The sequence below is a fragment of the Prosthecobacter sp. GW821-HT29F12 genome (assembly GCF_058803405.1).
The window spans coordinates 926,296-951,439 of sequence record NZ_CM179517.1; the positions used below are offsets into that span (position 1 = coordinate 926,296).

Genomic DNA, 25,144 nt, shown 5'->3' on the forward strand with positions numbered 1-25,144 from the left:
ATCAGTCCTCAAAAACCGCCATATGGTTGCGCATGATCTCCGCCCCCAGCAACCGTGCCCGGCTGGGCGTCCAGTAGCGGTATTGCCGGAGGATGCCGATGATCAGTCTGCCATCGACTTCCTTGATAATGCGGGTTGCCCCGGTTTCAGAGGCAAGCCGGAGCACGGCCAATAGGAAAGCTTCATCCGGCTCAGGCACCGGATCACCCTTCGCAGTGAGAGTGAACACCACGAAGGGATGCTCGACTTTTTCAGAAGGTTTCCAGACCGTGATCTCAGGCTGTTTGCCCAGCGCCTTGAACAGGGGGCGCAAAAACGATTCGACCCGCTGCAGGAATGTTTTCCGCTCGGCCGCGTCCGGCATCTGGCTGGAGCGGTTGCCTACCCTGTCATGTGGATTGCAAGTCTTCAGCGTGTCGGTGATGACCTCGATATCCAGACGGCTCAAGCCATACAGTTTGCCGAAGAACGCATCTATATCAGGAAAGACTGAGGAATCTTCGTTGAGCAGACGTGAAGAGAGGTTTTTTACTTCATCTCGCTGCGATACACCGAGTCTTTCGAAGGGGAAGAAAGGACATTCATCCAAGTCCTTTTTGTCGATGTTCGGACGCTCAAACCCGAATTTCGCACTCGTCAGCAGGGTGTAGTAAGTCCAGAGCTGGCTGTGGACAAAAAGCTGAAGATACCTCACCAACGCCTTCCCGTCCGGTTTTCCATGGGATGAGTAGCCGTAAAAACTTTCATTATATGCCAAATCCGAGTCGCACACCAGCGCCCACCCCAGCTCGCGGTCAGCCCCGGGCGATTCTTTGATCAGGGCCAGCGGGCCTCGGTAAGCTCTAAGAGGGTCGGAAGAATCTTCGGCATAGTCAATCCGAGACCAGCCAACGTGCGTGTGAGAAAACTTGTCGAGTTCTGATGGGATAACTTCGAAGCGGAACTGAGTTGTCGAATTCAAGTCCTTCAAAACTTTCATTTTGGAGGCATCCTGTTTGACCTTTTGCTTAGGCCTCACTTGATAACCGTTTTTGCAGGTAAGCTTGAGTTCTTTTTTCCAATACGTTTCGAGCGTCTTGCAGTCCGCCGCCTTGATCTTCCTAACTACCTCCACATCCAAGCCCGTGCCTATGGCCAGAGCCTTCCAAAGCCAGGACTCTTCAAGCGTTTGCTCCACATCCACGAGCTGCGCAGACTCGGAGTCGATGCGCATCTCGCCGAGGGCATTTGCTTTCAGATCTGTGTGCGGTGAAATGAAATGGAGTCGGTGATGCGGCTTGGGACGGCGATTCCGGGCAAAGAGCAGCATGAATGGCTGGTCCATCTCTGGCCAGACATCAGAGTCTCGAAGGTTCAAACCATTGATGATGCCATTGACCTCCAGAAGGCTGAACAAAACCTTGCGTGTTTTGTCAGCCATCGGCCCTTGTTTGAAGAGAGTCCGCGCAGGAAGCGCCATGGCGATACGCCCGCCGGTCTTGCACCACTGCATGGAACGCCAGACAAAAGGCAGATCGGGTACGCTGTCGGGATTCACGTACTCCTCGCCAATCTCGGCATCAAGCCCCTTCACGATCTCCTGGCTTACCTGATCCAGCTCCTTGGAGACGTGTGAGTAGTCTGAGCCAATATTCGTCCACGGCGGATTGCAAAGAATGAGGTCGAAGCTGCCGTCAAAGCGCTTCCCCACATGATTGCCAATGCTGCCGATGACAGGACCAGTGGCTTTGTCGTCTTCCTTCCGCCAGTCAAAGAGGATAGTGCTGCGGCCTTTTCGGAGTGCTTTGAAAGTCAGCTTCTCCGGTGGCACAGGGTCGGGGTCCAGCTCGATAGCCGTGAGGTAGAGGCTCAGGGCGGAGAGCTTGAGTGCCGAATCGCTGATGTCAAAGCCCACCAACTGGTTCTCTAGAATGTTGCGGATCGCAGCGGTGCCTGGTCGTTCCCCCTGATGCTTCCACAGTTCCCGGTAGAGTCGGCGGAATGCGAGCACTAAAAAGATCGACGCACCACAAGCCGGATCCAGCACGTGTGCGGCGTGCGCATTTGGCAGGCTGTCAAACGCTTCTCCCACCAGCGTGGCGGCAATGTTGCGTGGCGTGTAGTGGACACTGGTCTTCTTTGATTGAGCATGGTCCCATTTCCAGGACAGCTTCTCATAGACCTGACTTAGCAGGCCGATGGGTATGTGTGCGAAATCAAGATGCCCCCAGTTGATCGGCAGACGAAGCTGGAAAAGATCATCGCCGCTTGGCTCATCACCTTTGGCGATGGCTCCAAGATGCGCGAACACCCGCTGCCCCGTCCTTTGGCCGATGGATTCAAAGTGCTCCAGCGAGCCTTCATCCGTCAGGGGCAGGAAGTCGCCATTGAAGGTTTTGTCGAGCCAGTGCGATGTGGCAGCGGCATTCGTGGCATTGTCAAAGCAGTGAAGCAGCGACTCAGCACGCGGCGCGATCTTTTTGAGATCGCTGTCTTTCACAACACCGCGATCCTTGAGGAAGCGGAAAAAGAGAGCTCTGCCGACCAGTGAAATCACGTCGGTGCGTCTCAGTTTGAGAGCTTCGAGACGGGTCGCCGTCTTGTCCACCAAGGCGAACATCTCTTTGAACAGGAAGTCCACTTCTCCTCCCGCAGGCATCTCTTCACACCTTCCCAGCGCCAGCCGCGAGAAAAAAGTCAGCGCTTCCGGGGTGCCTGCCGTGTATTTTTTCCATTCCTCCGTCTTATCCTGCAGGCTTACGGGGATCACATCAAGTGTGCCGGGCCGGATGACCGCCAGATAGGCCCTGTCACCACGACACGCGAGAGAGCGCCGCAGGTCGCTGAGCTGTTGCTTTTTCTCCTGGGGTTGCACAGCCAGCCGCCCCTCATTGACGAAGAAGAGCAAGGGGCGCTCTTGATTTTCCACAACGCCGTCAGGTCGTATCAGGTTCTTTGCTTGAGGCCCCTGAGGTTCAATGAGATCAAGATAGTCAATAAGATCCGGTGTTCCAGTGTCACCGAACCAGCGCACACTACTGCTACGGCGGTCGATGCCGTAAGGGGAAAGATCACTGGCTGGGCGCAGCAGCGGCATTGGGAGAGGAGACGTGATGAGGTCCAGATTGTTTCGGATAGGGCAAGTAAAATTCAACTGATTTGATCTGTTTATTTGAACAGTTTCCTTGAAAACCATATTTATCTTGGTCAGTTGTTATGGTTTTTACCGATCCCAGAAATCCGGCACCGCCTGCGGGACTTCGACCATCCAGCTGCCGTCGCGTTTGAGGCGGGAGGCGATGCGGCCGTCGATTTGTTGTTCGATCTCGCGGCGGTAGAGGTTGGCGTCCAGCAGGGTCCATTTGCCGGAGCGGAGCTGGAGGAGCTCGGCGATGCGGTTGCGGGTGACGGCGCCGGCGCCTTTGTCCAGGGCGGCGCCGCTGCCGATGTCTTCGATGTAGATGACGTCGTACTTCGCGTAGTCGCGGGCGGCGCGGAAGTCCTCAAGGTCCACGGCGGGGATGAGGTGGGCGATTTGCGGACCGCGATGGCCGGTGGTCGTGGGGATTTTCCAGTGGCCGCGTGCGGCGGCGGACTGCAGGCAGGCGAGGGCTTGCTTCAAAATGTGAGTCTTGCCCACGCCGGAGGGGCCCAGCAGGGAGACCCAGCGGCGGGGCTGCTCGCGACGGATGACCGCGCTGCAAAAGGCCTGCACCGATGGCAGCACCTCGCGCAGCCCGGGGTGATACACCTCAAACCGCCACGGCCACGCGGCCACGTGCGGGTGGAGGTGCAGGTCTGCGGCACCGGGCGCGTTGTCAGGGGAAAGATCAAGATCCGCCAGCAGGCCCTGCTGGCGGTCCGGGGCTGCTGCCGCTGCCCCGTGCAGCACGCGGGAGATGGATTGAGGTTTCATGGTTTGAGAAGGGATCAGGTGTGGTAGGAAATGATGGGATGTGGTGTCAGGACGACAGCGCCGCCGCGCACCAAGGCACGTATTGTAGTACCGGGTTCGCTTCGCGGCTGCGCAGTAGCCGGTTCTGGAATGCGCGGAGAGATGCCCTGCAAAGGGGCTCCCAGATTCCGGCTAAAGCCGGTACTACAATACGTGGGCTGGGTGGCACTCACGTGCGAGGTGGCGAGCGCGCGCTGGTGCGAGCAGCGTTTGGCAGTGTCTGCGCCTCCGTGTATCCAGGGCTGTTCTGTAGTACCGGCTTTAGCCGGTTCTGGAATGCGCGGCGCGATGATCCGCGAAGGCGCTCCCAGATTCCGCCTAAAGGCGGTACTACAATACGTGCGCTGGGTGGCGCGTGTGCGCTGAGCGGCGCGTGTGCTCCAAGGCAGCGTGCGGGAGGCGGCGAGGGCGTCTTCACGCATACCGGCCGGGGGCGTTGGCGCTGTCGCTGCGCACGGGACTTGGGCGGTTTGGGGCATGGCCATGGGATTTCGAGGGGTGAGGGGTGGAATTTTGAAAATGCAGGCCCTGCCAGCGGGCGTGGATGGCGGCATCCACCTGGGCGGCCACGGCGGACCAGCCATGGGTGGCGGCGTGGCGCTCGCACAGGCGCAGGGCGGCCTCCGCGGCATCGAGCGTCCAGGCCACGGCCTCGGAGGAGATGCGCGCCTCCGTGGCGCGGCGGGTGCGGTAGTCGCGGTAGCGTGTCCACGATTCCGCAAACTCGGGCGGAGCGTGCAGCGGGGCGCTCACCGCATTGGCCCTGCGGCACTGCTGGCGGTGCCAGTCCCGCCAGTCCTCGCGGCGGGGTTTCAGGTTTTGCGGCGGCGGCGGCTCCACCGCAGTCGCCGGGGCAGCAGGTGCTGCCATCTCGGACAGGGAGTCAGTCCGGGGCGGCCTGCCGCCCGTACTTCCGGTTCCTTCCGATACCTTCCGGTTTATGTGAACCTCCTTCACAGGTGGCCGTGAGCCAGGTTCACAGGTTCGCGCAGCAGGTTCACTTGAGGCGCTGCCATGGCTGTGAAGCACGTTCACAGGAGGCAGTGAACCACGTTCACAAGGAGCGGCAGCAGGTTCACAGGTGGAGCGGTCGTGGCTGTGAAGGACGTTCACAGGGGGCTGTGAAGCACGTTCACAAGGAGCAGCAGGTTCACAGGTGGCGTGGTCGTGGCTGTGAAGCGCGTTCACCGGGGGCTGTGAACCACGCTCACCGGTGGCGGCAGCACGTGCACGGGCGGCGTGGCCCTGGCTGTGAACCCCGTTCACAGGGTGCTGCGCGGCTTGTTCACCGCATGCAACCGTGGCGGCCATCATCGGCGACGGCGGTGGCGTGGGTGATGCGGATGCCACATGCGCTACAGCGGGTGAAACTGCGTGTGCGGCAGTTGCTGAAGCCGCCGATGCAGCAGCCGATGGCACCCCGGCAGACGATCCTGCTGAAGACACCGATGCAGAATTTGCGGCATCAAATCCCTGCGGGGTGATGTGGTAGCTCGTGCGCCAGCCGTTGCGACTGTCAAACTGCAGCACGCGGGCGTCGCGCAGCGCTTGCAGCGCCGTGGCCACCGCGCGATTGGAGAGGCCGGTGATCTGCATGATGTGCGCGTAGGAGGGATCGCACCGCTCCGTGTCGCCATTGTGGCAGTCCGCCAGGCAAAACAGCACCAGCTTCTGCGTGGGCGTCACGCGCAGTCGTTTGATGCTTTCGATCATGCGCACGCTCATGGTAAGAGAAGGGGTAGGGGGAAGTGGGAGGACATGGTGGATTCTGACATCAGGGGTGGGTCAGGTGGTGGAATGACGAATGACGAATGCGCTGCGAGGCTGCGCATGGGGTCGGTTTTCCCCATAGGCCGAAGGGGTTCTATGTGGCCTTTCCTCCGGCTCTGAAGAGCGAGGTACACCTTTGCCGCAGCGCACAGTGGCACCCTGCCGGCCCGGGTTTTCCGCTCCCTTTTTGCCTCTTTTTTGCGCCTCTTTGCGGCCATCCTCATCACATGTCTTCATGGCGGCTTCGGGCGTGGGGTGGACTTGTCGCGCAGGCGGGTCTCATGCTGGCGCTTGTGACTGTTGACGCGGTTGCGCTCGCTGATTTCATTCAGCCGCTGGCGCAGCGCCATGCCGTGCAGTGCGGCGCACTCCTTGTAGCCTTTGAGCTTGCCGCGTTTCAGCAGGGCAAAATTCAGCTTTTTGATGTGCACGTCATGCCCCGGCACATCCAGCCAGGTGATGCCCCGCCACTGCGCGCCCGTGGGTGCAAAGATGCGGTCAGGCTCCGGCAGCACGATCACCTTTCGAGTCGCCGTGGAAGCCGTGGAAGCCGTGGAAGCCGCGCCGGGGGGCATCGCAGGCTGCGCGGAAGGCGCCGCAGAGCACATCGTGGTAGTGCCGGGGGCCGGCACTGGCGCAGCTCCCTTTGAAGTCGAGACCGCCCTGGTCAGCGCGAGCCGAGCCTCCTCCAGCAGGCGGCGTTCGGCCCGTGCGTTGAGCGCCTGCGTCTCCGCGGGCAGATGCCGCCCCACCACCGCATCCGCCCCGCGCGTGCAACGCCGCGGATCGTAGATGAAGAGCGTGCCATTCGTCTCAATGCGCAGCGCCAGGCCACGGCGTACCAGGTGATGGAGCACGTCAGTGATGGAAGTCATGGGGAAGAGGCAGGGGGGGAGTCAGATGGGGAGATGGGAGATGGGAGATGGGGAGAGTCAGTGGGGAGTGGTTTGGGATTCGTCCTCGTTCTTGTTCTCCTAGTTGATTCGCTTCGCTCGGCTGTCCTCGATCCTTTGGCTTCGCTGGGGCTGGAATGACGAATGACGAATGACGAATGACGAGCATCGAGCATCGAGCATCGAGCATCGCGAAGCTCCCACTGCGGCGGAGTCCGGAGACCACGTATTGTAGTTCCGCCTTTAGGCGGTTCCGGATCGCACGGCCCCAACACCGCGCAGCCGGATCCAGAACCGCCTAAAGGCGGAACTACGGAACAGCGCTGGGTGGCGCGGACGCGCAGCGCCCTGACAGGCGGGACGCCTGTGCTCCGTGCAGGCGGCGTTGCGCGGTGGGTCATGGGTGTACGGCTTCTCTTGGGAATGCGTGCGTCGTGCGCGCACCAGACCGAGGCCGGAGGCCCCGAGCCGTTGACAGGCGGGACGCCTGCCCTCCGTGCGCGTAGCGCAGCGTCGGTGTCACCGCCTCCGCATGTATCCGGCGCTCTGATCTGGCAAAACATGGTAGAAAGAGAAAGAAGATACCAGCCAATGACCGCGGCTCAGGCGGCGCGGGCGCTGCGGAGGTCTGCCGCATCCATGCGGGCGATGACGCGGCGCGTGCTCTCGCTGAGCTCCGCGCCGAAGCGCTCCTGCACATACGCCTCCGCCTCCTCCCAGAGGCCGGCGGCCAGGTGCTCGCTCACGGACTGGCCGCGCACGAGGATGTCGTTGAGGCTGTCCTCCGAGTGATCGAGCTCCAAGGGGAAATGGCCGGGCCAGGGGGCCAGCTCGCCGGCCACATCGCCCTTGAACTTGGGATTGCGCACGGTGTCCAGCGCGGCGTGCACCTTGTCCGTCTGCTCCTGCAGCGCGCAGGCCAGCCGGTGCAGCTCCGTGGCCAGCGGATTGCTGCCGTGACCCTCCGGTTTGATCACGTGGAGAAGGACGTCGATGTCGTGTGTTTTCATGGTGGTGTCAGTGTTCAGTGTTCAGTGTTCAGTGTTCAGTGTTCAGTGTTCAGTGTTCAGTGTTCAGTGTTCAGTGTTCAGTGTTCAGTGTTCAGTGTGTTGGCTCTGGAATTCGTCCTCGTGCTCGTTCTCCTGCTCGTCCTTGATCATGGCGCATCGCAGGCACGAAGCGGGTGCTGGATGCCCGTTCTTCGCTAAAGCTTCGAAGGGCAGGCTGGATGCTGGAACCGAGCGAAGCGAGACTGACGAACGAAGTGAGCCCGGAGGGGGAGCGCAGCGAATCAATGCTGGAGGGGTGGAGAGTGCGGCGTCGGGTATCGTGAAGCACCCATGGCGCCGAAGTTCTGAGCGCACGTATGGTAGTACCGCCTTTAGGCGGTTCCGGATCCGGCAGCGGCCCGTTTGCGGCCTGCGCCCCAGAACCGCCTAAAGGCGGAACTACGGAACAGCGCTGGATGGCGCGTACCCGCAGCACATTGACGGGCAGCCGACCCATCTCATGCGCAAGCCGCAGAGCGACAGACCGCTCGCCCATGCTCTGCGCAAGCCGCAGAGCGACGGGCCGCCCGCCCTGCCACCGCGCAAGCCGCAGAGCGACAGGCTGTGCGCCCATTCCCTGCAGGGTCGCCGCGCCGGACGCAGCTTTTGAATTTCGACATTCATTCGTCATTTGGAATTTCCCTCATCAGTCATTGCCCGCCAGCTCAGTCATGGACCACGCATGCTCCTCCCGTCACAGGACGTTAGAAAATAGCACAAAATGGTATCTATAAAAACGCGTTTAGCTCACCAGCCCGGCGGATCCGCCGCGCCCAGCCAGCCGAGCACGGCGCCCAGGAGGAGGAGCAGCACGAGCAGCTCCGCCAGGCCGCGCAGGAAGTCCGGGTGCACGCACCCGCGGCAATACTGGCGGAAGGCCACGCGGCGGTGGCCATTGCGCCGCAGCCGGGTGATCTCCAGGTGGTTCTGCCAGGCGCGCCAGCCCAGGGCCAGCAGCGCCGCGCCCAGCAGCACGATCATGATGGAAACAGCGTACGTCATGAGCAGTGGCGGGCGAGGAGGTTGCGGATGCTTTTGGCGGCATTGCGGCGCTGCACCGGCAGCACTTCACGCTGCTCGATGAGGAAATCCGCCATGCTGCCCGCCGTATGGCCTTTCTCCGCCATGGCCATGAAGAGCGGCAGCAGCGGGCGGAAGCGCCCCGGCCGCTGCGGCGGCAGCGCCTGCGCGGACTTTTGCAGCAGCTCCGGGAGCGAGTGCTTTTGCTTCATTGCGGCATCCTCCGTGCTGCGTTTCGGGGTTCGTGCGCGTCTTGGTCCCGGGGCGCGCTGGGGGGCAGGGGGCTTGGTTTGGCGTGCAGGCATGGTGGTGGGTGGTTCGGGTTGGTGTTTGGGTTCGGCATTGGCATGGGGTTCGTTTGAAAAAAGCACGCGTCATCGTTGCGGCCGCCGCAGCCGCAGCCGCAGCCGTCGCCACCCGGATCGGCATCCACCGCGCATCGCACGGGGCGAGACTGGCCAGTGGCTGGACTCAATGCGGGCGTGGTCAACATGCCGATCCCCACCGGCATGCCCGCCACCGCGCCCACACCAGCCACTGGCACATTCTCACATCCGCGCAGCGCCCCGTGGGGCGCCGCCCCGGTCATTGCTGCCGCCACCCCGGCCATCGTCGCTGCGGCCACCGGCTGCGGATTCAAACCGGTGCCCGCGACTGGCTGCGGATACTGCGTGGTATTTGCTACCAACAACGGATATAGCGCTGCTTCCGCCACCGACTGCGGATTCTGCGTGGTATTTGCTACCATCTGCGGATTCAGCGCGGCATTGGCTGCGACCTGCGGTTTCAGCGCCGCCTTCGCCACCGCTGGTGGATTCACCGCAGCATTCACCCCCGGCTGCGGATTGCCCCCCGCACCGGCATTCGGCTGCGGATTCACCGGAGAGCCCGGCAGCGCCCCCGCCTGCAGCGCGGCCAGGGCCCGGGGCACCGGCCGCAGCGGCTGCTTTGCGGCCACCGGCGCTGGCTTCACCATGGGCTGCCAGGGTGAAGCCGCCGCCACTCCCACCGCCTGCGCCATGGGCTCTTGCGGCTGCGGCAGCGTGCCCGGGCCGTCCGGCACCGGCAGCTCGCCCCGCAGCGCGCGGTCAAAAAGGTGCCGGCACTGGCCCGCCAGCGTGCGATTGTTCGCCGCCGCCAGGGCCACCAGCCGCCCGTACGTGTCATCGTTGATGTATGCTCCTGCTAGTTTCATTGCTGTTCCTTGCTGCGGGTGATAATCACCCATTCTGCACGGGTGATAATCACCCGTCAAATTAAAACCTGTTGAATTAAGCCATGGGTGGGTGATTCTAGGTGTTAATCACCCTCGACTCGTTTTTCCCTGTTTTTCATAAGTATGCCGAACCAAAGACAAATCGGAACCAAGCTGGCAGGCGCCTACATCAGTGCCGAGAAAGACGAAGCGCTCGCCCGGCTCGCCGCGGAGAAAGGCTACCCCAGCAAGGCCGAGTACATCCGCGCCCTTTACGAAGCCGCGCTCGCCGAGGCTACGCAAAGCCCCACGAAGGCCCGCAGCGCGGCAAAGCCCAAAAAGTGATCCGCCTGCGCCCCTCCCTCCCATCCATCGCCGCGCCCCGGCCCCCGGCCCTGCGCCGTGTGGCGGGTGCATAGGGCAGGGCCGCCCCGCAGGGCACGCCGACAGCGCAGACCACGCCCGCCCAGTCCTTCGCCGCGCCCGTGACCCCGGCCCTGGGCGACCCCGAGAGCGGGCAGGGCAGGGAATCGGCCAGGGTAGAAACAGCAGAAACCGGCCCCGCAATGGCCGCCACGCTCACCGGGCATTCCCTGGGCCCGCGCCCCGACCTGCCGGGCAGACCCGCGCAGCCCGCAGCCCCCGCCTTCGCTCCCGCCTCGTGCAGATCCCCATCAGCGGGCCCGCCCGTGCGAAACTCCCCCGCCGAAGACCACCCCGCAGCGGGCGCTCCAGCCGCCGTGCCGCGCACGCGCAGTCCTTCACCACGCCCCCCGCGCGCAGCCCCATCGGCCCCGCGCCTGCCCAGCGCCATCCATGGCAGGTGACAACGCATCTCCTCCATCTGCCTAGGGCGCATGCGGCCAGCAGTCAGAGCTTTTAAAACAGAAGAGGAGAAAGTTGTCTTCATGGAAGCATGGTGCAAAGTAAAATGCTGGCGTCAATCCATCGAAAATATCATAGATTTATACGAAAGAACGATAAGAAAAACGTGTGCAAAAAGCTCAACGCTGCCGCCACAACCCAGTGAAACCCACCCCCGCCGTCCTTTCTGGACAGCTCGCTGAACCAGCGTCAAAACCGGGCTAAAAAAAGGTTTAGTGTAGCATGCCAAAAAGCAAAAATCTGCCACCAGGACACGGAATATTTTACAGTGACCGATTCTATCTCTTAAGTACTGCTGAATGCCCCGCCCCACCTTCCGCGCCGATTCGCGGCCCGGGCGCGCACCCGCTGCCGCCCCAGCCTCCCGATGTGGCTTCGCACTCCCGGCTCCTCCGGCCACGCCGTCATCTCCTCCCTCTGCCCGCCGGGCCACGCGGGAAGACCCGCCCGTGCCGTGTGTATAAAAGCTGTTCATGTGAACAAAATGCCGCTTAAAACCGCATGACGCAACAGCGTGCCTGTATTACAACCAATGTGAATAACTCCTATGGCCGCCTCCAGAACCAAAACCTTCCGTCTCAGTCATTCCCTTGCCGATGCTCTCGAACTCAGGGCCAATGAATTAGGGTATAAAAGTGCCACCGCCCTCGTCGAAGCCCTCGCCCGGTACGACTGCCTCTGCCGCTCCCGCCACGGCGTGACCAAGCAATGGGCCGCCCTCACCCCCGTCCAGCAAGACGACCTCGACGCCCGCCTTCTGGCCCGTGTACTGAAGCAGCAGGGGATGACCGCGACTGAGGCCGCGAAGGTGGACTGGCGGATGTTGTGAGAGTTACAAAACAGCGAAAAACGGCAGCACCTTATCCGCCAAACACCAACGGCGACATGTCTTTCGGCTGCTTAATCAATGGCAGACAAGCTATAAACCTCAGTTGTTCTTGAGTCAGATGCTTGTGTAGTCTTCGTCACCTTCATACACCATGATCAAAAATCCTCTCCACACCACAGCTGACTTGGAGCAGTTGCGCGAGTCTGCTGAACTCGAATGCAAACTGGCCGCCGGGCGTGAAGGTAAAGGAGAGCTGCCGCATGACTTTTGGAGGAGTTACTCCGCCATGGCAAACACGAACGGTGGTGTCATCTTGCTGGGCGTAAAGGAGAAGGACCACAAGTTCACCTTCAACTCCATTGAAAAGCCGGAGAAGGTACTCAAGGAGCTTTTTGACACGGCAAACAATCCAGGAAAGGTCAGCATCAATCTGCTGACAAATGACTCTGTGCAGACTCTGGTGATCGATGGTCACACGATTATAGCCGTAGAGATTCCTCGTGCGCCCAGACGGCAGCGGCCAGTGTACCTGAACGGCAACCCGCTCAACGGTCATTGCTATCGCCGCCTTCATGAAGGCGACCAGCACATCAACGATGACGACGTGAAGCTGATGCTGGCAGAGCAACAGCACGACAGCCTGGATGATGAGCTGCTGCCCAATTACAGCCTGGAGGATCTGGATCTCGGTACGCTAAAAATCTACCGCCAGACTCACACCAACCTCAATCCCGGACATCTCTGGAGCGGCTATGACGATGTGGAGTTTTTGAAAGCCATCGGCGGCTGGAAGCGGAACCGGGAGACGGGCCAGGAGGGTCTCACAAAAGCAGGGCTGCTGATGTTTGGTCGTTACCGCTCCATCCGCGAAGTGTTTCCCAACTTCCTGCTGGACTACATGGAGCGTCCCGAGGCGAAGAGCGACAACCGCTGGATCGACCGCGTGACCTTTGACGGCACCTGGGCCGGAAACCTCTACAGCTTTTATTTGAAGGTGTACCCAAAGCTCACTGCGGATCTAAAAGTGCCCTTTCAAGTAGTGGACGGTCTGCGTCAGAGTGATTCCCCAGTGCACGTAGCTTTACGTGAGGCACTGGCAAACACACTCGTGCATGCCGACTACCGGGACCGGGCAAAGATCTATGTGGTGAAGCGTCCGGACATGTTCGGCTTCCTCAATCCCGGCCTGATGCGCATTCCCATCGAGACAGCGTTGGAGGGCTACGTCACCGATTGCAGGAACCGAACTCTGCATGAAATCTTCCGCTATGTGAACATCGGCGAGCAGGCAGGAACCGGTGTACAAAAGATCGTGGCCGGCTGGGCCTCACGGCACTGGCGCAAGCCGCTCATACGAGAAGAGATGGAGCCGCACAACCGGACGATCCTGGAACTCCACATGCTGGATCTGTTTGACCGGGGGATTTTGGACATTCTTCGACTGCAATACCGCGGCGAATTTGATTCGATGGAGAAAAACGAGCAGCTCGCGCTGGCCATCACCCTCTCAGAGGGGCGGCTCTCGCATGCCCGCCTGTGTGAGTTGAGCAATGCGCACCCCTCAGACGTGAGCAAAGTGCTCCGATCACTGGTAGAAAAGGGAATTTTGACCCTGACCGGGAGTGGGAGGGGGGCTGTTTACCGCTTCACCCAGGTGGCGGCCACCAGCCCCGATGATGTTTTTGGCTCCGACAGCTCTACAATTAGCGCCCCGAGCTCTACAATTAGCGCCCCGAGCTCTACAATTAGCGGGTCCAGCTCTACAATTAGCGGGTCCAGCTCTACAATTAGCGTCCCGAGCTCTACAATTAACGCCTCCAGTTCGACAATTTACGACAGCAGCCTGCCTTCAAATCGGGACGAAGTCGGCCGGCTGCTCTCGGATAAATATCGGCTGCCATTCATTGAATCATTGGATACTCTCACTCCCGAATTCCGGGCAAGTTTGGAATCTCTGGCCGCACTGCCCCGGGCCAAAGGACGGATGGAGAGAAAGGCCTTCGAAGACGTCATCGTCCAGCTTTGTGAAGGCCATTTTATCACGATCAGTTCCCTGGCTAAAATCCTGAAACGCGGGGAGCGAACCCTGCGCCAGGACTACCTCTCGAAATTGTGCAGGGAGCATCGCCTCAAGCGCGCCTTTCCAGACACTCCCAATGATGAGAGGCAGGCCTACACCCGGGCATGACCGGACACTTGCTAACTGACCATGAATTCCGACTCCAACATCCTACCCTCGACCTTTGCTCAGGTCTTCCATCGCTTCCTACGACAAGTCGAACTTGCTGAAGAATCACCCGGGCCATTCCATGACTTCCAGTCTGGGCTGGCCCACTCCATGGAGCGGTACAAGGAGTGGCTCTATTTTGAAGCACGTCATCGCTTGAACGTGGAGTCTTGGACCAAAGACTGGGTGGGCACTGGCAAGATCCTTCACTGCGTGATCGCAGGCATTGAAATCAATGAGGGCAAAGAGCGGCGAAACAACATTGTGGAGTGGCAGGGCAAAAAGGGGCCGGAGTCGAGAAGCACTTTGAAACTGCTGGCGGCGCGAGATGACAAGCGGCAATGGCTCAAAACAGAACGTGTGCTTTGGGACATGTATGCAGACCTGGCAGATGCAGAGACATGCTTTGGCCGCCTGGTGGATCTTTTCGGCGGTCAGTACAACCTGATTTCCTACCTCTTCTTCATGCGGGACTGGAACGAGTTTATGCCCATGAAATCATCGTTCTTCCCCAAGGCGTTTGAATTGCTGGGCGTGCCTCATCCCATGGTGAAGCAATGCCACTGGGCGAACTATTCCGGAGCGATGGCAAGGCTGCGCGAGGTGCAGCGGCATCTTGCAGGGTACAACATTCCGAACGGCGTTCGTCTGGTTGATGCGCACACCTTTTGCTGGCTGCTGGTCTGTCTGGATGTTCCACCTGATGAAGCGGTGTCTCCATTGCGCATGATGCCATTGATCCCCATGGCCGGCGATGCTCCCGTGCGTGGTGGTGGCGAATCCGGAACCACTCAATCGGATCTGGAAGACATTCAACGCAACCAAAAGCGTATTGGCGATCTGGCTCAGTCGATCGTCCTGGCCGCCGAGCGTCAACGGCTTGATCGGATCGGGCGCAAGGATCTGGCACAACGGGTTCGCGACGTTAGCGATAATGTTTCACTCGGTTACGACATCGCCTCCTTCACTGCGGAAGGAAGGAGCAAACCCATCGAAGTCAAAGCTGCTGCAAAGCGCGGGAATGATCTCAGATTCTTCCTTTCGGAGAATGAGCGTCTCAAAGCGGCACAATTGCCTGATTACCACTTTGTTCTTGTCTTGAATGTCGAGTCCAAGAAGCCTCTGCTGCATGAGTTTGCCGGACTGGACCTTCCAAAAGACGCCTTGTTTCCTGCTCAGTACGAAGTGCGGCTGCGTGGGACGCAAGCATGAGTCAGCATAGCATTGTTCCTTCTTACCCTTTTTACCCCCCCCATGCCCATCAAACACGCCATCTGGAAAGTCGGCACAGACCCCGCACCGTTGATCACCACGAAGCTCACGAATGAGCAGCTGCTGGAGGACATGATCGTGGCGGCGCCGCAGATTCTCTCCAGTGAGTGGATGCTCATCGGCCGGCAGGAGCAGACGGGCATGGGCGGGCGCATCGACCTTCTGGCCATCGCGCCGGATGCCTCGCTCGTCCTCATCGAGCTCAAGCGCAACCGCACGCCAAGGGAGATCGTGGCGCAGGCGCTGGACTATGCCTCCTGGGTGGCGCAGCTCACGGCGGACAAGATCGTGCAGATCTACCAGCGCTTTTCCAAAGGCGGGGATCTCGGCGCGGATTTCCGCCGCCGTTTTGGCGAGGAGCTGGATGAAGAGACGCTCAACGAGTCCCACCAGATCATCCTCGTGGCGGCGGAGCTGGACGACTCCACAGAGCGCATCATCACCTACCTCAATGCACGGGACATCGCCATCAATGTGGTCTTCTTCCAGGTCTTTCAGCACGGCGCGGAGCAGCTGCTCAGCCGCGCGTGGCTCATCGACCCCGGCGAGACCCAGGTGAACGCCGCAACAACAACCAAGGTGAAGGGCGAGAAAGAGAAGTGGAACGGCGAGTTCTACGTGTCCTTTGGCAGTGCCGCGTACCGCTCCTGGGACGACGCCATGAAGTATGGCTTCATCAGCGGCGGCGGTGGCAGCTGGTACAGCCAGACCCTGAAACTGCTGTCACCCGGAGACCGCGTGTGGGTGAAAGTGCCAAAGACCGGCTACGTGGGTGTGGGCATCGTGAAAGAAGCGGTGCAGTCCATGAACGACTTCAAAGTCATGACACCCGCCGGCGAGCGCCCCTGCCTGGAGGTGCTGCAGTACGCGGACCTCTACAAGCAGCACCTGAATGACCCGGAGAAAGCGGAGTATTTCGTGCGCGTGGAGTGGCTGGATGCCGTGCCTGTAAAGCAGGCCGTGAATGAGCTGGGCCTCTTCGGCAATCAGAACACCGTCTGCCAGCCCAGCACACCGAAATGGCGGCACACCGTGGAGCGGCTGAAGACCCATTTTACCCACTGGGACCGAACGACTTAAACGATTTCGTGCAGGGATCACCACCAGCGCCTGCCCATCAGGCGCAGGGTGGCAAAGGATCCACGCCAAAAGCCACCCGCGCTGGCGGTGGCTTAGGCGCTGCCTCACAGCCTCCGCCCCCGTGAGAAAGGCTTAGGCCCCAATAAGGGTACACCCGATGGCCGGCTCGGGTGGCGGAGGTGAATGTGGCGTGCCAATACACGCACGCATGAAACCCTCCTCCGAACCCCTCGTCCTCAAGTCTCATCCTCATCTCGGCGAACCTCATCCCAAGGCGCCTGAATTTCGGGCGATCCAGGTGCGACTCCTGGAAAGCGCCGACATCGAAGGCAAGGTCGTCTATGCCGGACCGAAAAACTGGCAGGTCGTCGAGGCCTTCGTCCTCAAGTCCGCCGCCTGAGGTTGTCGGAGTCCCCGGCTGCTTTCACACTTCCTGGGTGCGAACCCCGGAGAAAGCAGCCGAGGGCTTTCACTCTCCCCGCAGGTGGTCGCTCGCCGCGCGGGCGCTGCTGGCGGCGCAGGTAAAGCGCCAAACGCACCCGCAGGACTCATGGGGTTGGCCTCCGAATCTTCTGGGCGAGCGCAAGGGCCCCTGCCAGCAGCAGCCCAATGCCCAGACCATTCACCACGGTGGTGGTCAAGACGAAAAGATGGGGATACCCAAGATCAGACAAAGGCGACTCTTCGAGCAGGCCCGAAAGAGGTAGGTTCAGGGGGAACCACATCATTCCCCAGGTCTCGCCAGCAATGGCATATGGCAGCAGGTTCACCACGGCCCAGGCGGAGCTGGAAATCCAAAACCATCGCGCAGGGGATGGACGGTGATGTTTGGTGGCGCTCATCTACGTAGGCCTTCTTGGGTGTGTTAAACCATTCGGCCTCTTATTCAAAACGCGATTTCATGGGAAGCGAGCCGCCGCCGCACCCCAGCACAATCCCTGCGCGGAAAGTTGACGCCCCACCCGCGCAGGCCAGTCTGCCGTACCCCATGCTCACCTTCCAATCACGCGCGCCCCAGCCACGCCGCAGCCGCATGCGCTTCTTCCTGCGCCATTTCCTTCGCTGCACCTGCCTCCTCGCTTCCCTCGGCCTCCTCAGCACGCCGCTGGCTGCGCAGCAGGTCCAAAGCACAGCCCAGGTCTTCATCCCGGCAGATGATACCAGCATCGGCTACTCCGGCTACGTGCACATGGAGTTCGTGCCCTACCTCAAAGAGGATCCCCTGTCTGGCGTCAAGATCGCGCGCTTTGACCGCGTGCTCGACATCCCCGGCAAAGGCTACCGCTGGGACAATCCCGGCGCGCGCATCCGCTTCCGCACCGATGCCACGCACATCAAGGTGCTGCTCCACTTCAACGAGCTCCACATCTCCGCCAGCGCGCGCAACAGCAACGGCATCTACCTCATCGACGGCGCCACCCAGCCCGCGTGGACTTTCAGCACCAAGGCCACCACGCCCAAGCGCAGCCCCGAAACCGTGGAGGTGCAGATGCCCGCCGTCGCCCCCGGATTCCACGATTACGAGATCGTCCTCCCCTACGGCGACGCCGTCGATTTCCAGGGCTTGGAGGTCAATGCCGCCGCGAAGATGCAGCCACCGCCCGCAGCACCCGCCGTGCGCTACGTGGCCTATGGCGACTCCGTCACCCACGGCTTCACCGCCAGCGCCATCGACAAAACCTACCCGTATCTGGTAGCTCAAAAGATGGGCTGGCGGCTCATCAATCTCGGCCTCGGCGGCCGCGCCTCCAATGTGGTTGACGCCCACGTCCTGAAAACCCTCAAGGCCGACGTCATCACCGTGCTCATGGGCGTGAACGACTGGCAGGGCGGCGGCCCCGTGGAGCGCTACCGCAAAAACATGACGGGCTTCTTCGATGCCATCCGCGCCGTGCAGCCCACCGTGCCCATCTACTTCATCACCTCCCTCCATGTGCCCCCCTCATGGAGCCCCAAGTCCCAGATCGCCGATCTTGAAGCCTACCGCCAGGCCGCCCGCGAAATCGTCACCGCCCGCAAAGACCCGAATTTGCACCTCATCGAAGGCCCCGACCTCATCGACCACGACCCCAAGTTGTTTGATGCTGTCGCCGTGCATCCGAACGACCAAGGCTTTGCGCAGATGGGAGAGCGGCTGGCGAAGCAGTTGAAGCAGCCTGGGAAGTGAAGGGTGGCGAGCATTTCATGGCACGAAATGTGATTCTCGCTCAAACACAGAATTTGCTGTCTTAGAACTTATGTCAAGCTACCCCAAATAGATCTCATTTTACCCGGTAACCTATAGGTATGAAATTTCTAGATCTGGACAAAAAACTTACTGAACAAGAAGTCAGCGCAGTCGAGAATGAAATTGCCATTGTTTTCCCCAAACCGCTGCGAGCATTCTTTTTGAAGTACAACGGAGGCAGTCCTGAACATTATGTGTATGAAAGTGAAACACTTAATACTGTGGTAAATGAGACATTGCCTCTCATGTCCCATTCAAACAGGGGGACGGCAGTTCAAACGTATCGAAACCTTGTTCTTGGTAAAAAAATTGTCCCTGCTTGTTACTTTCCTTTTGCAGTCGATGGCGGCGGTGATTATTTTTTCTGCAATTGCGATGAAGTGACGGCGCCGGTCTATTTCTATCGATCCGACTCATATTATGCTCAAGAAGAACCTTTGGAGAGGATTTGTGAGTCGCTGGATGAGTTTTGGAATCAACTGGTAGCTGAATGAAAGAGCGGAAGAACAAGTGGATCAAATACAGTCTGCTCATCCTCCTGCCGGTGGGGCTGTTGTTATGGGCCTGTTTTGAGCGCACAGTCTGGGACGAGGAATTCACCACCGAAGATGGGAGGCAGGGAATGGCTCGGTTCACGGACCTTGAGTGGCGTTACTGGGGGCACCCTCATGTCATTTCTTTTGGAGGTGGGACCATCTCTTGTTCCGGCACCTTTCGTCTGGATGGACATCGCAGCAATTGGGAATCCACCCGCGATGAACGCGTGTTTGCCGTGCAGTTCCGCGAGCAGCGCTGGTATGCCATCTCGTACGATCGAACCGATGTACATCGAATGTTGGTCAGGTTCTACAGCGGAAAGGACGGCGAAACGCTCCAGGAAATCGAGTCACACGATTACCCGCTCAAGCTGGCCATTCAAAATCTCTGGCTACGTGATGAGGACGTGGAGGTTCTTTCTGTCTTTAAGTCGGACGACATTTGGGCGCAAAGGAGCCTTCTTGCGAAAACGTGGTGGAAAGTGGTGCAAGGGGAAGATGTCGAAGAAGTGAAACAGGAGTTTCTTGAGAAGATCGCCGCCCAAGAGTTTCTTGGGAGAGTCAGCTTTCTGCCGCCGCAGCCGGTCAAATAATGCCACCCGTGGATCCTCCCGATAAGCCGCATTGATGGACTCCCGGATGCGTTTGTTGGCTTTTCATCAACGGCGGTTGTCGGTCAATCGGGGGCGATATACGCGTCGTTGGTGGCTGCGGTCGGACAGGCATTTGAAACCGACCTGCCTTGCTGATCATGTGCGGGCTAAGCGCCTGAAGGAGAATCTGACGATGAAGGAGCTGGCTTGCCAACTGGGGATTTCAAAGGGCACGCTCAAGTATTGGGAGCTGCACAAGAACCCTCCATCTGAACAGAATCGAAAGCTATTGGTGGAGTATTTGGGATATGATCCCGAGGTCAGCAAGTAGTAGATCAACGTTACGCACATTTGGCATCCATGTGTTGGGATGTTTCATCTTGAGATTGAGACTTTTGGTGGGGAAAGTCTTCCCCTCGCGGCTACTTCGTGCGCTGCTACCCCTTCGAGCGGGAAGTGTCCCGCAACGCCCTCAACTTCAAACCCCGGCTCCGATCAGCCTGCGTGTTCATGCAGGCCCATCTGCGCCCGCCAGCTTTGAGGCACTTCAGATGTCCCAGATGCCGCCCTTGTAACAGCCTCGTCAGCTGCGCCATCCCAAGGTGCGCGGAGCCATCAAGCCTCCTCAATCGCCCCGCTTGGCATCGCTCCGCGAATGGCAAGCCAGGCTTTTCCCCGCTCGCCATAAAGAAGCGCCACCGCCGAATGAAATCGCAAACGCCTCCCCCCCTCCACGAGGCTCATGCTCACTCATCCGACCGGTCGCGCTCGATTTCACGGGTACGGCCAAGAAGTCAGCCTCTGACGTGGCTATCAACGCCATTTAACAAACGCCTCCATTCGAAACCTGGAGGCATGGCAACAAGGCGTGATACTGCTGCCATGCACTGTTCGTTGACAGTGCCGAAACCCAGACGCCTCCGTATTCCATAGACTCTATAGAACCGCCATCGATGTGATCAGGAAAGTCTCATGCGCACAACAGACTCCGCACTCGCCGTCCGCGTCATATCAAAAGCTCCCGCCCGATACGATCACCACTTGACCATTTCTGCCCTTCTGCGATTTTTTAGCATCGCTTCGTCAATGAAACGCTTCTGGCAAATTACCGCACTTATCCTGCTGGCCCTCATGGTGCCTGCTTCGATGTGTTGCTGGGTTTCAGAAAGCACCTGCAAGGCTTGTGAATGCCAGGGTGATCCAGCTCATCATGAAGATGGCGGGGAGTCACAGAACACCTGCCCCAGCGACACCATTGCCCACAGCCAGATGCCTGCGGCGATAATGATGCCGGAGATGCAAATGGTAGAGCTGCTTGATTTGCTGGCGGCAATGTTTCATCGGAATGAAAGCTCGACAGCTCTTTCTGGTTCCGTCAGCGAAATGACCACCGCACCAATTGAGCTACGAACGACGTGGATCTTTGTGAGCCGTGCGGCATTACCAGCGCGCGCTCCTTCGGAATTGGCCTGATTATTTTCCGTGAGCAACACCGCCGTATGGGGTGGTGAATGAATGCGCCGGATTGATGCACACCCGCAGATGGTGGCATCCACACAGCCTCACGCCGGGTCTTCTTCATGCCTGTCCTTTGCAACCCGATCCCGTTTCATCATTGCGTGCGATTTTCATTTCATCCCTGCTTTATGCAGTCCTTTCATCGCTTCCGGCAGCGGAACAGCCCGTGCCCAAAAGCATTGAGCATCTGGTCTCGCTTACACTCACGGCCAACACGGAAATCCGCTTTTACGAAGCGGAAATTATCAAGGCACGGGCCAACGGCAGCACGGCGGGCAGGCAGTCAAATCCCACGCTCGAACTCCAATACGGCAAGAACAAGCTCATCGCGCCGGAAGCCAACTCTGACGGGCTGGCCTTTTCAGCGAGCCTTGCGCAGCCTATCGAATGGCCAGGGCGGCTTGGTTTGCGCAAGGCCATCGCCAATCGTGACATCGCGCTCGCAGAGCTGGGCCTGGATCGTTTTCGTTTCCATCCCCATCCTGCTCCTCGTGCCTGTGAGCTACGACGGGGTCGAACGGAAACCACACCCCAAACAAACACACCATGAAAACCCTGCTGAACATCCTTGTCATCGCCGCCCTCGCCACCACCTCCGCCTTTGCAGACGCCAAAGTCAAAGCCGGTCCCCGTAAAGGCCTCCTCCTCGAACTCGGCGGCAAAAGTGCCGAGTTTTTCGTCGAAAAAGACCGCACTATCAGCATCGCCGTCTATGACGCCGCGATGAAAGCCCAACCCGCCACCACCGAAATCATCACCGCTACCGCCGAAGTTCCCAGCGGCAAAACCAAGATCGCCTTCGAGGTGAAGGATGGCAAACTCATCTCCACCACCAAACTTCCCGAAGGCGAAGGCTATCAAATCGTCCTGCAAGCCAAAGCCACGCCAGAGGCAAAGCCGAAGAACTTCCGCATCAAGCTTCAGCTTCACACCTGTGAAAAATGCGGGAACCCCGAGTATGCCTGCATCTGTGATGAATAAATTAAATCCCTGAACATTCCTGCTCTCGACCATCTAGGATCTGGAGTTTCGAAAAAAAATATTGAATAAAGTCAATTCTGCTCCCATCATACTCGATCTTATCCATGGCTCTTCATCATAAGCGTATCCTTACCTTGCTGGCCGTTCTGGTCGTGGGTTGCGCACAGGTATTTGGAATGCAGCGTGGGTTTGTGTGTGACCATCAAGGCCCGGCGGTGGCCACGGACGATGAGCACTGCCATCAAGTCGCAGGGTCTGTGAAGATTGATTTTGTTTCCTGTTCTAAGGATTCACACAAGGATGACAGTGAGCACAAGGACACAGAGCATCATGCGCCTTTGACTGTGGATTTGCAGACCGGCACATCAGGTCTGACAGCCGTTTCCATCCCGGCTTTTGTGGCTGTGCTGGTGGCGGAGAAACCCGTTCATGATTGGGTGCTGATTCAGGTGCTCACGGAGAATGAGATGATGACCACGCCCCTGGATACCGGGGGAGAGAGTCCGCCGCCTGCGGCTTTGCAGGTGGCTCGTTGCATGGTGATTTTGGTTTGAGAAAAGTCTGCGCCGCCGTCCACGACTGACGGCTGAGGCGCTCCGATTTTTCCTTGGCTCAGGGCATGGCACGTCCACGCCTGTAAACATCAATCCATCACTCAGTTTATGTTCCGTTCACCCATTCTTTTGTGTACATCCTTGATGTTGGTGGCCGTCTCGTCGGCCCCAGCTCTCACGCTTTCCCTTGCCGACATTGGCATGAAAGTCCGCACCTCGCATCCCACTCTCAAAGCCGCCCGTCTCGCGGTCGAGGAGGCGCGGGGTCGTCAGCTCGGCTCTGGCAGGCTCGCGAATCCGACGGTTGGCTACGCTTTTCAGAATCAAAGCAAAGTCAGCCCACAAACAGGCGTGTTTTCCATTGATCAGGCCTTCCCCATAACCCGCAGACTTAGCCTGGAAAAGAAACTCAGTTCGCAACTGGTGGGAGCAGCAGAGCTGGAGGTGCGAGATGCTGAACGACGCCTGATCGCGGACGCGCAGAGCCTTGCGGTGCAACTGCTGTCGCTCACTCAGCAGCGTGCTTTGCGAAAGCAGCAAACCGCTTTGGCCTCGAAGCTCTCGGAGTTCGTGCGTGGACGCGCCAAAGCCGGGGAGATTTCCGCTCTTGATGCCGCCCAGGCACAGGTGGATGCGCAGCGGCTGCTGCTGGAGACCCGGAAACTGGAGACCACCAGCATCAGCTTGCTGGGTCAGCTCAAACCCATGCTGGGTTTGTCCCCTGAGGATACACTGACCCTCTCTGGCGATCTGCCGGATCTGGTCGTTCCCGGCATGGGAGCGGGCTGGATGCAACGTGCCGACTATCAGCTTGCCCAGACCAAAATCGCAGCCTCCCTGACAGATCAAGATCTCGCCAAGGCACGTCGTTTGCAGGATGTGAAAGCCGGGCTGTTTGCCTCGCAGGAAATGCAGGATGTGACGCCGACCAACCGCCAATACACGGGCTACTATGGCTTTAGCATTTCAATCCCGCTGCCGTTCTGGAACCGCAATCAGGGCGAGATCGCCGAGAAGGCGGCGAGTGCGGAGCGTGCCTTGCTGGAAAGAGAGGCGCTTGGCAAGCAAATCATCAGCGAAGCCGAAACGGCCCGCCGCGAAATGCAGGCCAATGCCGAGCTAGCTCACGAAACGCGCGATAAGCTGCTGCCGCTGGTCATTGAACAGACCGATAAGTTGGAAAAAGCCTACGAGCAGGGGCAGACCAACTTGCTGACCATCCTCCGTGCGCGTGAACAGCGTCTGCAACTCGAAGCAGCCGCGCTGGATGCCGTGCGTGATTTCCACCTGGCCCGTATCCGCTACGAAGCTGCCACCGGCAAGCATGCGCCCGCTGTTCCTGCCACCTCTTCCACGCCATCAAAACGCTAATCACTCTGCCACATTTCCCCTGATTTATTTTATGAAACACCCCCTTTCACGACTGTTACTCTGCCTCGCCCTGTCAGGCATGGTACACGCCGAAAATGATACCAAACGCGCCGCCAACACAGTGGTGCTGGATGAAACCGGCGTGAAAAATCTCCGCATCGAAACCGTCGAGGTCGAGGAGACAGATTTCGAGGCCACCATCTTCTCGTTGGGCCGCATCGAAGCCATTCCGAGCAAGGTGGCTGCTGTAAGCACTCGTATTTCAGGACGCATTGTGGAGTTAAAAATCGCGCCTGGAGACACAGTGAAGAAGGATGACGAGGTGGCAAAAATTGAGAGCCGCCAGCCCGGAGATCCACCGCCGGTCATTCCTCTCAAAGCACCGCTGGGAGGTTTGGTAACGCGTGTTGACGCACGGCTGGGTGACCCGCTCGATCCAGAGAAGGCGCTCCTTGAAATCACGGACCTCAGCGAGGTCTATGCCGTGGCCCGTGTGCCGGAACATCAGGCCGGAAGAATGAAGCCGGGTACTGAGGCGCACATCAAAGTGGCCGCTTTGCCCAATGAGAAGTTCAAAGGTGAACTGCTGCGCTTCGGCACCAGTGCAGATAAAGAGAGCGGCACGATTGACGCCATCTTCCGCCTGACCAATCCCGGCGGCCTGTTGCGGGCAGGCATGCGTGCGGAGTTCTCAATTGTAATGAGCAAACGCACCAGTGTGGTGAGCGTTCCGCGTGCCGCCTTGCAAGGAGAATCAAGCAACCGCTTTGTTTATGTGAAGGACTTCGATCTCGAAAATGCCTTTGTGAAAACCCAGGTGCAAGTGGGCGAAATCAACGACCGCTTTGTCGAAATCACCAGCGGTCTGCTGCCTGCGGATGAAGTCGTGACGCGGGGTGCTTATTCCTTGTCCTTTGCTGGAGCCAGCAGCGTCTCACTCAAAGAGGCTCTGGATGCCGCGCACGGTCACGAGCATGCGGAAGATGGCTCTGAGCTGACACCGGAGAAAAGGGCCGAAATGGAGGCAAAAAAAGGAGGCGCGGCAGGCGGCCATGCGCACGCCGAGGAAGGAGGCAGTTCCATGTGGATGTATGCCAGCATCGTTCTCCTGATTTTATTGCTGCTGTCCCTGTTCGCCAAAAAAAGGGGGGGCTCCACTGACGAGGATGAAGCCGCATCAGCAAAAACCCTGAAGAAGGAGGTGCACTAG

26 protein-coding genes and 1 pseudogene are annotated in these 25,144 nt (G+C 59.3%); 18 read left to right on the top strand and 9 right to left on the bottom strand.

The genetic code is table 11. The features are described 5' to 3' along the window. Position 1: 1 nt before the first annotated feature. The 5 genes from AC3RLQ_RS03775 to AC3RLQ_RS03795 all read right to left on the bottom strand — a co-directional run bounded on the left by AC3RLQ_RS03775 (position 2) and on the right by AC3RLQ_RS03795 (position 7,607). Entirely contained in the window at positions 2–3,175 is a 3,174-nt protein-coding gene (locus AC3RLQ_RS03775) for an HsdM family class I SAM-dependent methyltransferase (protein ID WP_493034503.1), read from the bottom strand. Between the two features lie 27 nt (positions 3,176–3,202). Then, positions 3,203–3,895 (bottom strand): P-loop NTPase family protein, encoded by a 693-nt coding sequence (locus AC3RLQ_RS03780; RefSeq protein WP_493034505.1) that lies wholly within the window; start codon positions 3,893–3,895, stop codon positions 3,203–3,205. A 453-nt stretch (positions 3,896–4,348) separates the two neighbouring features. After that, positions 4,349–5,647 carry a helix-turn-helix domain-containing protein gene (locus AC3RLQ_RS03785; protein WP_493034507.1) on the bottom strand — a complete coding sequence of 433 codons (1,299 nt, stop codon included), beginning with the start codon at positions 5,645–5,647 and terminating at the stop codon, positions 4,349–4,351. A gap of 290 nt (positions 5,648–5,937) precedes the next feature. Next, complete coding sequence (locus AC3RLQ_RS03790) at positions 5,938–6,579, bottom strand: hypothetical protein (RefSeq protein WP_493034509.1); 642 nt, start codon at positions 6,577–6,579, stop codon at positions 5,938–5,940. Positions 6,580–7,199: 620 nt separating this feature from the next. Beyond that, complete coding sequence (locus AC3RLQ_RS03795) at positions 7,200–7,607, bottom strand: hypothetical protein (protein ID WP_493034511.1); 408 nt, start codon at positions 7,605–7,607, stop codon at positions 7,200–7,202. Positions 7,608–8,106: 499 nt separating this feature from the next. On the opposite strand from AC3RLQ_RS03795, the gene AC3RLQ_RS03800 reads away from it, so the two are divergent. Then, the gene (locus tag AC3RLQ_RS03800; protein WP_493034513.1) at positions 8,107–8,256 is read left to right on the top strand and encodes a hypothetical protein; all 150 of its coding nucleotides are present in this window, start codon (positions 8,107–8,109) and stop codon (positions 8,254–8,256) included. Positions 8,257–8,393: 137 nt separating this feature from the next. Here AC3RLQ_RS03800 and AC3RLQ_RS03805 read toward each other — a convergent pair whose 3' ends face one another. From AC3RLQ_RS03805 to AC3RLQ_RS03815, 3 genes are read right to left on the bottom strand one after another with little or no spacing between them, the layout of a single operon-like run. After that, positions 8,394–8,648, bottom strand: a complete 255-nt coding sequence (locus tag AC3RLQ_RS03805; protein WP_493034515.1) for a hypothetical protein — start codon at positions 8,646–8,648, stop codon at positions 8,394–8,396. After that, complete coding sequence (locus AC3RLQ_RS03810) at positions 8,645–8,878, bottom strand: hypothetical protein (protein WP_493034517.1); 234 nt, start codon at positions 8,876–8,878, stop codon at positions 8,645–8,647. Before AC3RLQ_RS03810 ends, AC3RLQ_RS03805 begins: the two co-directional genes overlap by 4 nt. Then, positions 8,875–9,861: a hypothetical protein gene (locus tag AC3RLQ_RS03815; protein ID WP_493034519.1), complete on the bottom strand. Its 987-nt coding sequence runs from the start codon at positions 9,859–9,861 to the stop codon at positions 8,875–8,877. The genes AC3RLQ_RS03810 and AC3RLQ_RS03815 overlap by 4 nt, the downstream gene beginning before the upstream one ends. 144 nt (positions 9,862–10,005) lie before the next feature. Between AC3RLQ_RS03815 and AC3RLQ_RS03820 the strand changes: the two genes are divergently transcribed. The 7 genes and pseudogenes from AC3RLQ_RS03820 (at position 10,006) to AC3RLQ_RS03850 (ending at position 16,554) form a co-directional block, all read left to right on the top strand. Further along, on the top strand, positions 10,006–10,206 hold the full coding sequence (locus AC3RLQ_RS03820; RefSeq protein WP_493034521.1) for a hypothetical protein: 201 nt from the start codon (positions 10,006–10,008) through the stop codon (positions 10,204–10,206). A gap of 1,087 nt (positions 10,207–11,293) precedes the next feature. Next, positions 11,294–11,575 (top strand): hypothetical protein, encoded by a 282-nt coding sequence (locus AC3RLQ_RS03825; RefSeq protein ID WP_461528324.1) that lies wholly within the window; start codon positions 11,294–11,296, stop codon positions 11,573–11,575. Positions 11,576–11,726: 151 nt separating this feature from the next. Next, positions 11,727–12,107, top strand: a pseudogene (locus AC3RLQ_RS03830) (AlbA family DNA-binding domain-containing protein); the annotation flags it as partial. An 81-nt stretch (positions 12,108–12,188) separates the two neighbouring features. Then, positions 12,189–13,763, top strand: coding sequence for a DUF8451 domain-containing protein (locus tag AC3RLQ_RS03835; RefSeq protein ID WP_493038814.1), 1,575 nt, complete (start codon positions 12,189–12,191; stop codon positions 13,761–13,763). A gap of 252 nt (positions 13,764–14,015) precedes the next feature. Beyond that, positions 14,016–15,014 carry a protein NO VEIN domain-containing protein gene (locus AC3RLQ_RS03840; protein WP_493034523.1) on the top strand — a complete coding sequence of 333 codons (999 nt, stop codon included), beginning with the start codon at positions 14,016–14,018 and terminating at the stop codon, positions 15,012–15,014. A gap of 42 nt (positions 15,015–15,056) precedes the next feature. Next, a complete protein-coding gene (locus tag AC3RLQ_RS03845) occupies positions 15,057–16,154 on the top strand; it encodes a DUF8606 domain-containing protein (protein ID WP_493034525.1) in 1,098 nt (365 codons plus the stop codon). Positions 16,155–16,362: 208 nt separating this feature from the next. After that, positions 16,363–16,554, top strand: a complete 192-nt coding sequence (locus AC3RLQ_RS03850) for a hypothetical protein (RefSeq protein WP_493034527.1) — start codon at positions 16,363–16,365, stop codon at positions 16,552–16,554. A 148-nt stretch (positions 16,555–16,702) separates the two neighbouring features. Here the strand turns inward: AC3RLQ_RS03850 and AC3RLQ_RS03855 are convergent, their stop codons facing one another. Then, positions 16,703–16,996: a hypothetical protein gene (locus AC3RLQ_RS03855; protein ID WP_493034529.1), complete on the bottom strand. Its 294-nt coding sequence runs from the start codon at positions 16,994–16,996 to the stop codon at positions 16,703–16,705. A 146-nt stretch (positions 16,997–17,142) separates the two neighbouring features. Here AC3RLQ_RS03855 and AC3RLQ_RS03860 point away from each other — a divergent pair, with 146 nt between their 5' ends. From AC3RLQ_RS03860 to AC3RLQ_RS03905, 10 genes are all read left to right on the top strand, one after another. Continuing rightward, complete coding sequence (locus AC3RLQ_RS03860) at positions 17,143–18,321, top strand: SGNH/GDSL hydrolase family protein (protein ID WP_493034531.1); 1,179 nt, start codon at positions 17,143–17,145, stop codon at positions 18,319–18,321. A 119-nt stretch (positions 18,322–18,440) separates the two neighbouring features. After that, a complete protein-coding gene (locus AC3RLQ_RS03865) occupies positions 18,441–18,875 on the top strand; it encodes an SMI1/KNR4 family protein (protein WP_493034533.1) in 435 nt (144 codons plus the stop codon). Then, positions 18,872–19,510 (top strand): hypothetical protein, encoded by a 639-nt coding sequence (locus AC3RLQ_RS03870; RefSeq protein WP_493034535.1) that lies wholly within the window; start codon positions 18,872–18,874, stop codon positions 19,508–19,510. The genes AC3RLQ_RS03865 and AC3RLQ_RS03870 overlap by 4 nt, the downstream gene beginning before the upstream one ends. Before the next feature lie 46 nt (positions 19,511–19,556). After that, positions 19,557–19,841, top strand: coding sequence for a helix-turn-helix domain-containing protein (locus AC3RLQ_RS03875; RefSeq protein WP_422317807.1), 285 nt, complete (start codon positions 19,557–19,559; stop codon positions 19,839–19,841). Between the two features lie 641 nt (positions 19,842–20,482). Then, a complete protein-coding gene (locus AC3RLQ_RS03880) occupies positions 20,483–20,983 on the top strand; it encodes a hypothetical protein (protein WP_493034537.1) in 501 nt (166 codons plus the stop codon). A gap of 211 nt (positions 20,984–21,194) precedes the next feature. Then, positions 21,195–21,578: a TolC family protein gene (locus AC3RLQ_RS03885; RefSeq protein WP_422317811.1), complete on the top strand. Its 384-nt coding sequence runs from the start codon at positions 21,195–21,197 to the stop codon at positions 21,576–21,578. Further along, positions 21,575–22,009, top strand: coding sequence for a hypothetical protein (locus tag AC3RLQ_RS03890; RefSeq protein ID WP_493034539.1), 435 nt, complete (start codon positions 21,575–21,577; stop codon positions 22,007–22,009). Before AC3RLQ_RS03885 ends, AC3RLQ_RS03890 begins: the two co-directional genes overlap by 4 nt. Before the next feature lie 104 nt (positions 22,010–22,113). After that, entirely contained in the window at positions 22,114–22,563 is a 450-nt protein-coding gene (locus tag AC3RLQ_RS03895; protein ID WP_493034541.1) for a hypothetical protein, read from the top strand. Positions 22,564–22,764: 201 nt separating this feature from the next. After that, on the top strand, positions 22,765–23,934 hold the full coding sequence (locus tag AC3RLQ_RS03900; protein WP_493034543.1) for a TolC family protein: 1,170 nt from the start codon (positions 22,765–22,767) through the stop codon (positions 23,932–23,934). Positions 23,935–24,013: 79 nt separating this feature from the next. Continuing rightward, positions 24,014–25,144, top strand: a complete 1,131-nt coding sequence (locus tag AC3RLQ_RS03905; protein WP_493034545.1) for an efflux RND transporter periplasmic adaptor subunit — start codon at positions 24,014–24,016, stop codon at positions 25,142–25,144.

Coding starts and splice junctions, on each gene's coding strand:
- AC3RLQ_RS03790 (WP_493034509.1), bottom strand. CDS start 6,579: ATGACTTCCATCACTGACGTGCTCCATCACCTGGTACGCCGTGGCCTG.
- AC3RLQ_RS03845 (WP_493034525.1), top strand. CDS start 15,057: ATGCCCATCAAACACGCCATCTGGAAAGTCGGCACAGACCCCGCACCG.
- AC3RLQ_RS03780 (WP_493034505.1), bottom strand. CDS start 3,895: ATGAAACCTCAATCCATCTCCCGCGTGCTGCACGGGGCAGCGGCAGCA.
- AC3RLQ_RS03810 (WP_493034517.1), bottom strand. CDS start 8,878: ATGAAGCAAAAGCACTCGCTCCCGGAGCTGCTGCAAAAGTCCGCGCAG.
- AC3RLQ_RS03895 (WP_493034541.1), top strand. CDS start 22,114: ATGGCTCTTCATCATAAGCGTATCCTTACCTTGCTGGCCGTTCTGGTC.
- AC3RLQ_RS03800 (WP_493034513.1), top strand. CDS start 8,107: ATGCGCAAGCCGCAGAGCGACAGACCGCTCGCCCATGCTCTGCGCAAG.
- AC3RLQ_RS03855 (WP_493034529.1), bottom strand. CDS start 16,996: ATGAGCGCCACCAAACATCACCGTCCATCCCCTGCGCGATGGTTTTGG.
- AC3RLQ_RS03820 (WP_493034521.1), top strand. CDS start 10,006: ATGCCGAACCAAAGACAAATCGGAACCAAGCTGGCAGGCGCCTACATC.
- AC3RLQ_RS03795 (WP_493034511.1), bottom strand. CDS start 7,607: ATGAAAACACACGACATCGACGTCCTTCTCCACGTGATCAAACCGGAG.
- AC3RLQ_RS03850 (WP_493034527.1), top strand. CDS start 16,363: ATGAAACCCTCCTCCGAACCCCTCGTCCTCAAGTCTCATCCTCATCTC.
- AC3RLQ_RS03775 (WP_493034503.1), bottom strand. CDS start 3,175: ATGGTTTTCAAGGAAACTGTTCAAATAAACAGATCAAATCAGTTGAAT.
- AC3RLQ_RS03905 (WP_493034545.1), top strand. CDS start 24,014: ATGGTACACGCCGAAAATGATACCAAACGCGCCGCCAACACAGTGGTG.
- AC3RLQ_RS03870 (WP_493034535.1), top strand. CDS start 18,872: ATGAAAGAGCGGAAGAACAAGTGGATCAAATACAGTCTGCTCATCCTC.
- AC3RLQ_RS03875 (WP_422317807.1), top strand. CDS start 19,557: ATGCGTTTGTTGGCTTTTCATCAACGGCGGTTGTCGGTCAATCGGGGG.
- AC3RLQ_RS03815 (WP_493034519.1), bottom strand. CDS start 9,861: ATGAAACTAGCAGGAGCATACATCAACGATGACACGTACGGGCGGCTG.
- AC3RLQ_RS03880 (WP_493034537.1), top strand. CDS start 20,483: ATGCGCACAACAGACTCCGCACTCGCCGTCCGCGTCATATCAAAAGCT.
- AC3RLQ_RS03860 (WP_493034531.1), top strand. CDS start 17,143: ATGCTCACCTTCCAATCACGCGCGCCCCAGCCACGCCGCAGCCGCATG.
- AC3RLQ_RS03785 (WP_493034507.1), bottom strand. CDS start 5,647: ATGATCGAAAGCATCAAACGACTGCGCGTGACGCCCACGCAGAAGCTG.
- AC3RLQ_RS03865 (WP_493034533.1), top strand. CDS start 18,441: ATGAAATTTCTAGATCTGGACAAAAAACTTACTGAACAAGAAGTCAGC.
- AC3RLQ_RS03825 (WP_461528324.1), top strand. CDS start 11,294: ATGGCCGCCTCCAGAACCAAAACCTTCCGTCTCAGTCATTCCCTTGCC.
- AC3RLQ_RS03835 (WP_493038814.1), top strand. CDS start 12,189: ATGCTGGCAGAGCAACAGCACGACAGCCTGGATGATGAGCTGCTGCCC.
- AC3RLQ_RS03900 (WP_493034543.1), top strand. CDS start 22,765: ATGAAAGTCCGCACCTCGCATCCCACTCTCAAAGCCGCCCGTCTCGCG.
- AC3RLQ_RS03890 (WP_493034539.1), top strand. CDS start 21,575: ATGAAAACCCTGCTGAACATCCTTGTCATCGCCGCCCTCGCCACCACC.
- AC3RLQ_RS03805 (WP_493034515.1), bottom strand. CDS start 8,648: ATGACGTACGCTGTTTCCATCATGATCGTGCTGCTGGGCGCGGCGCTG.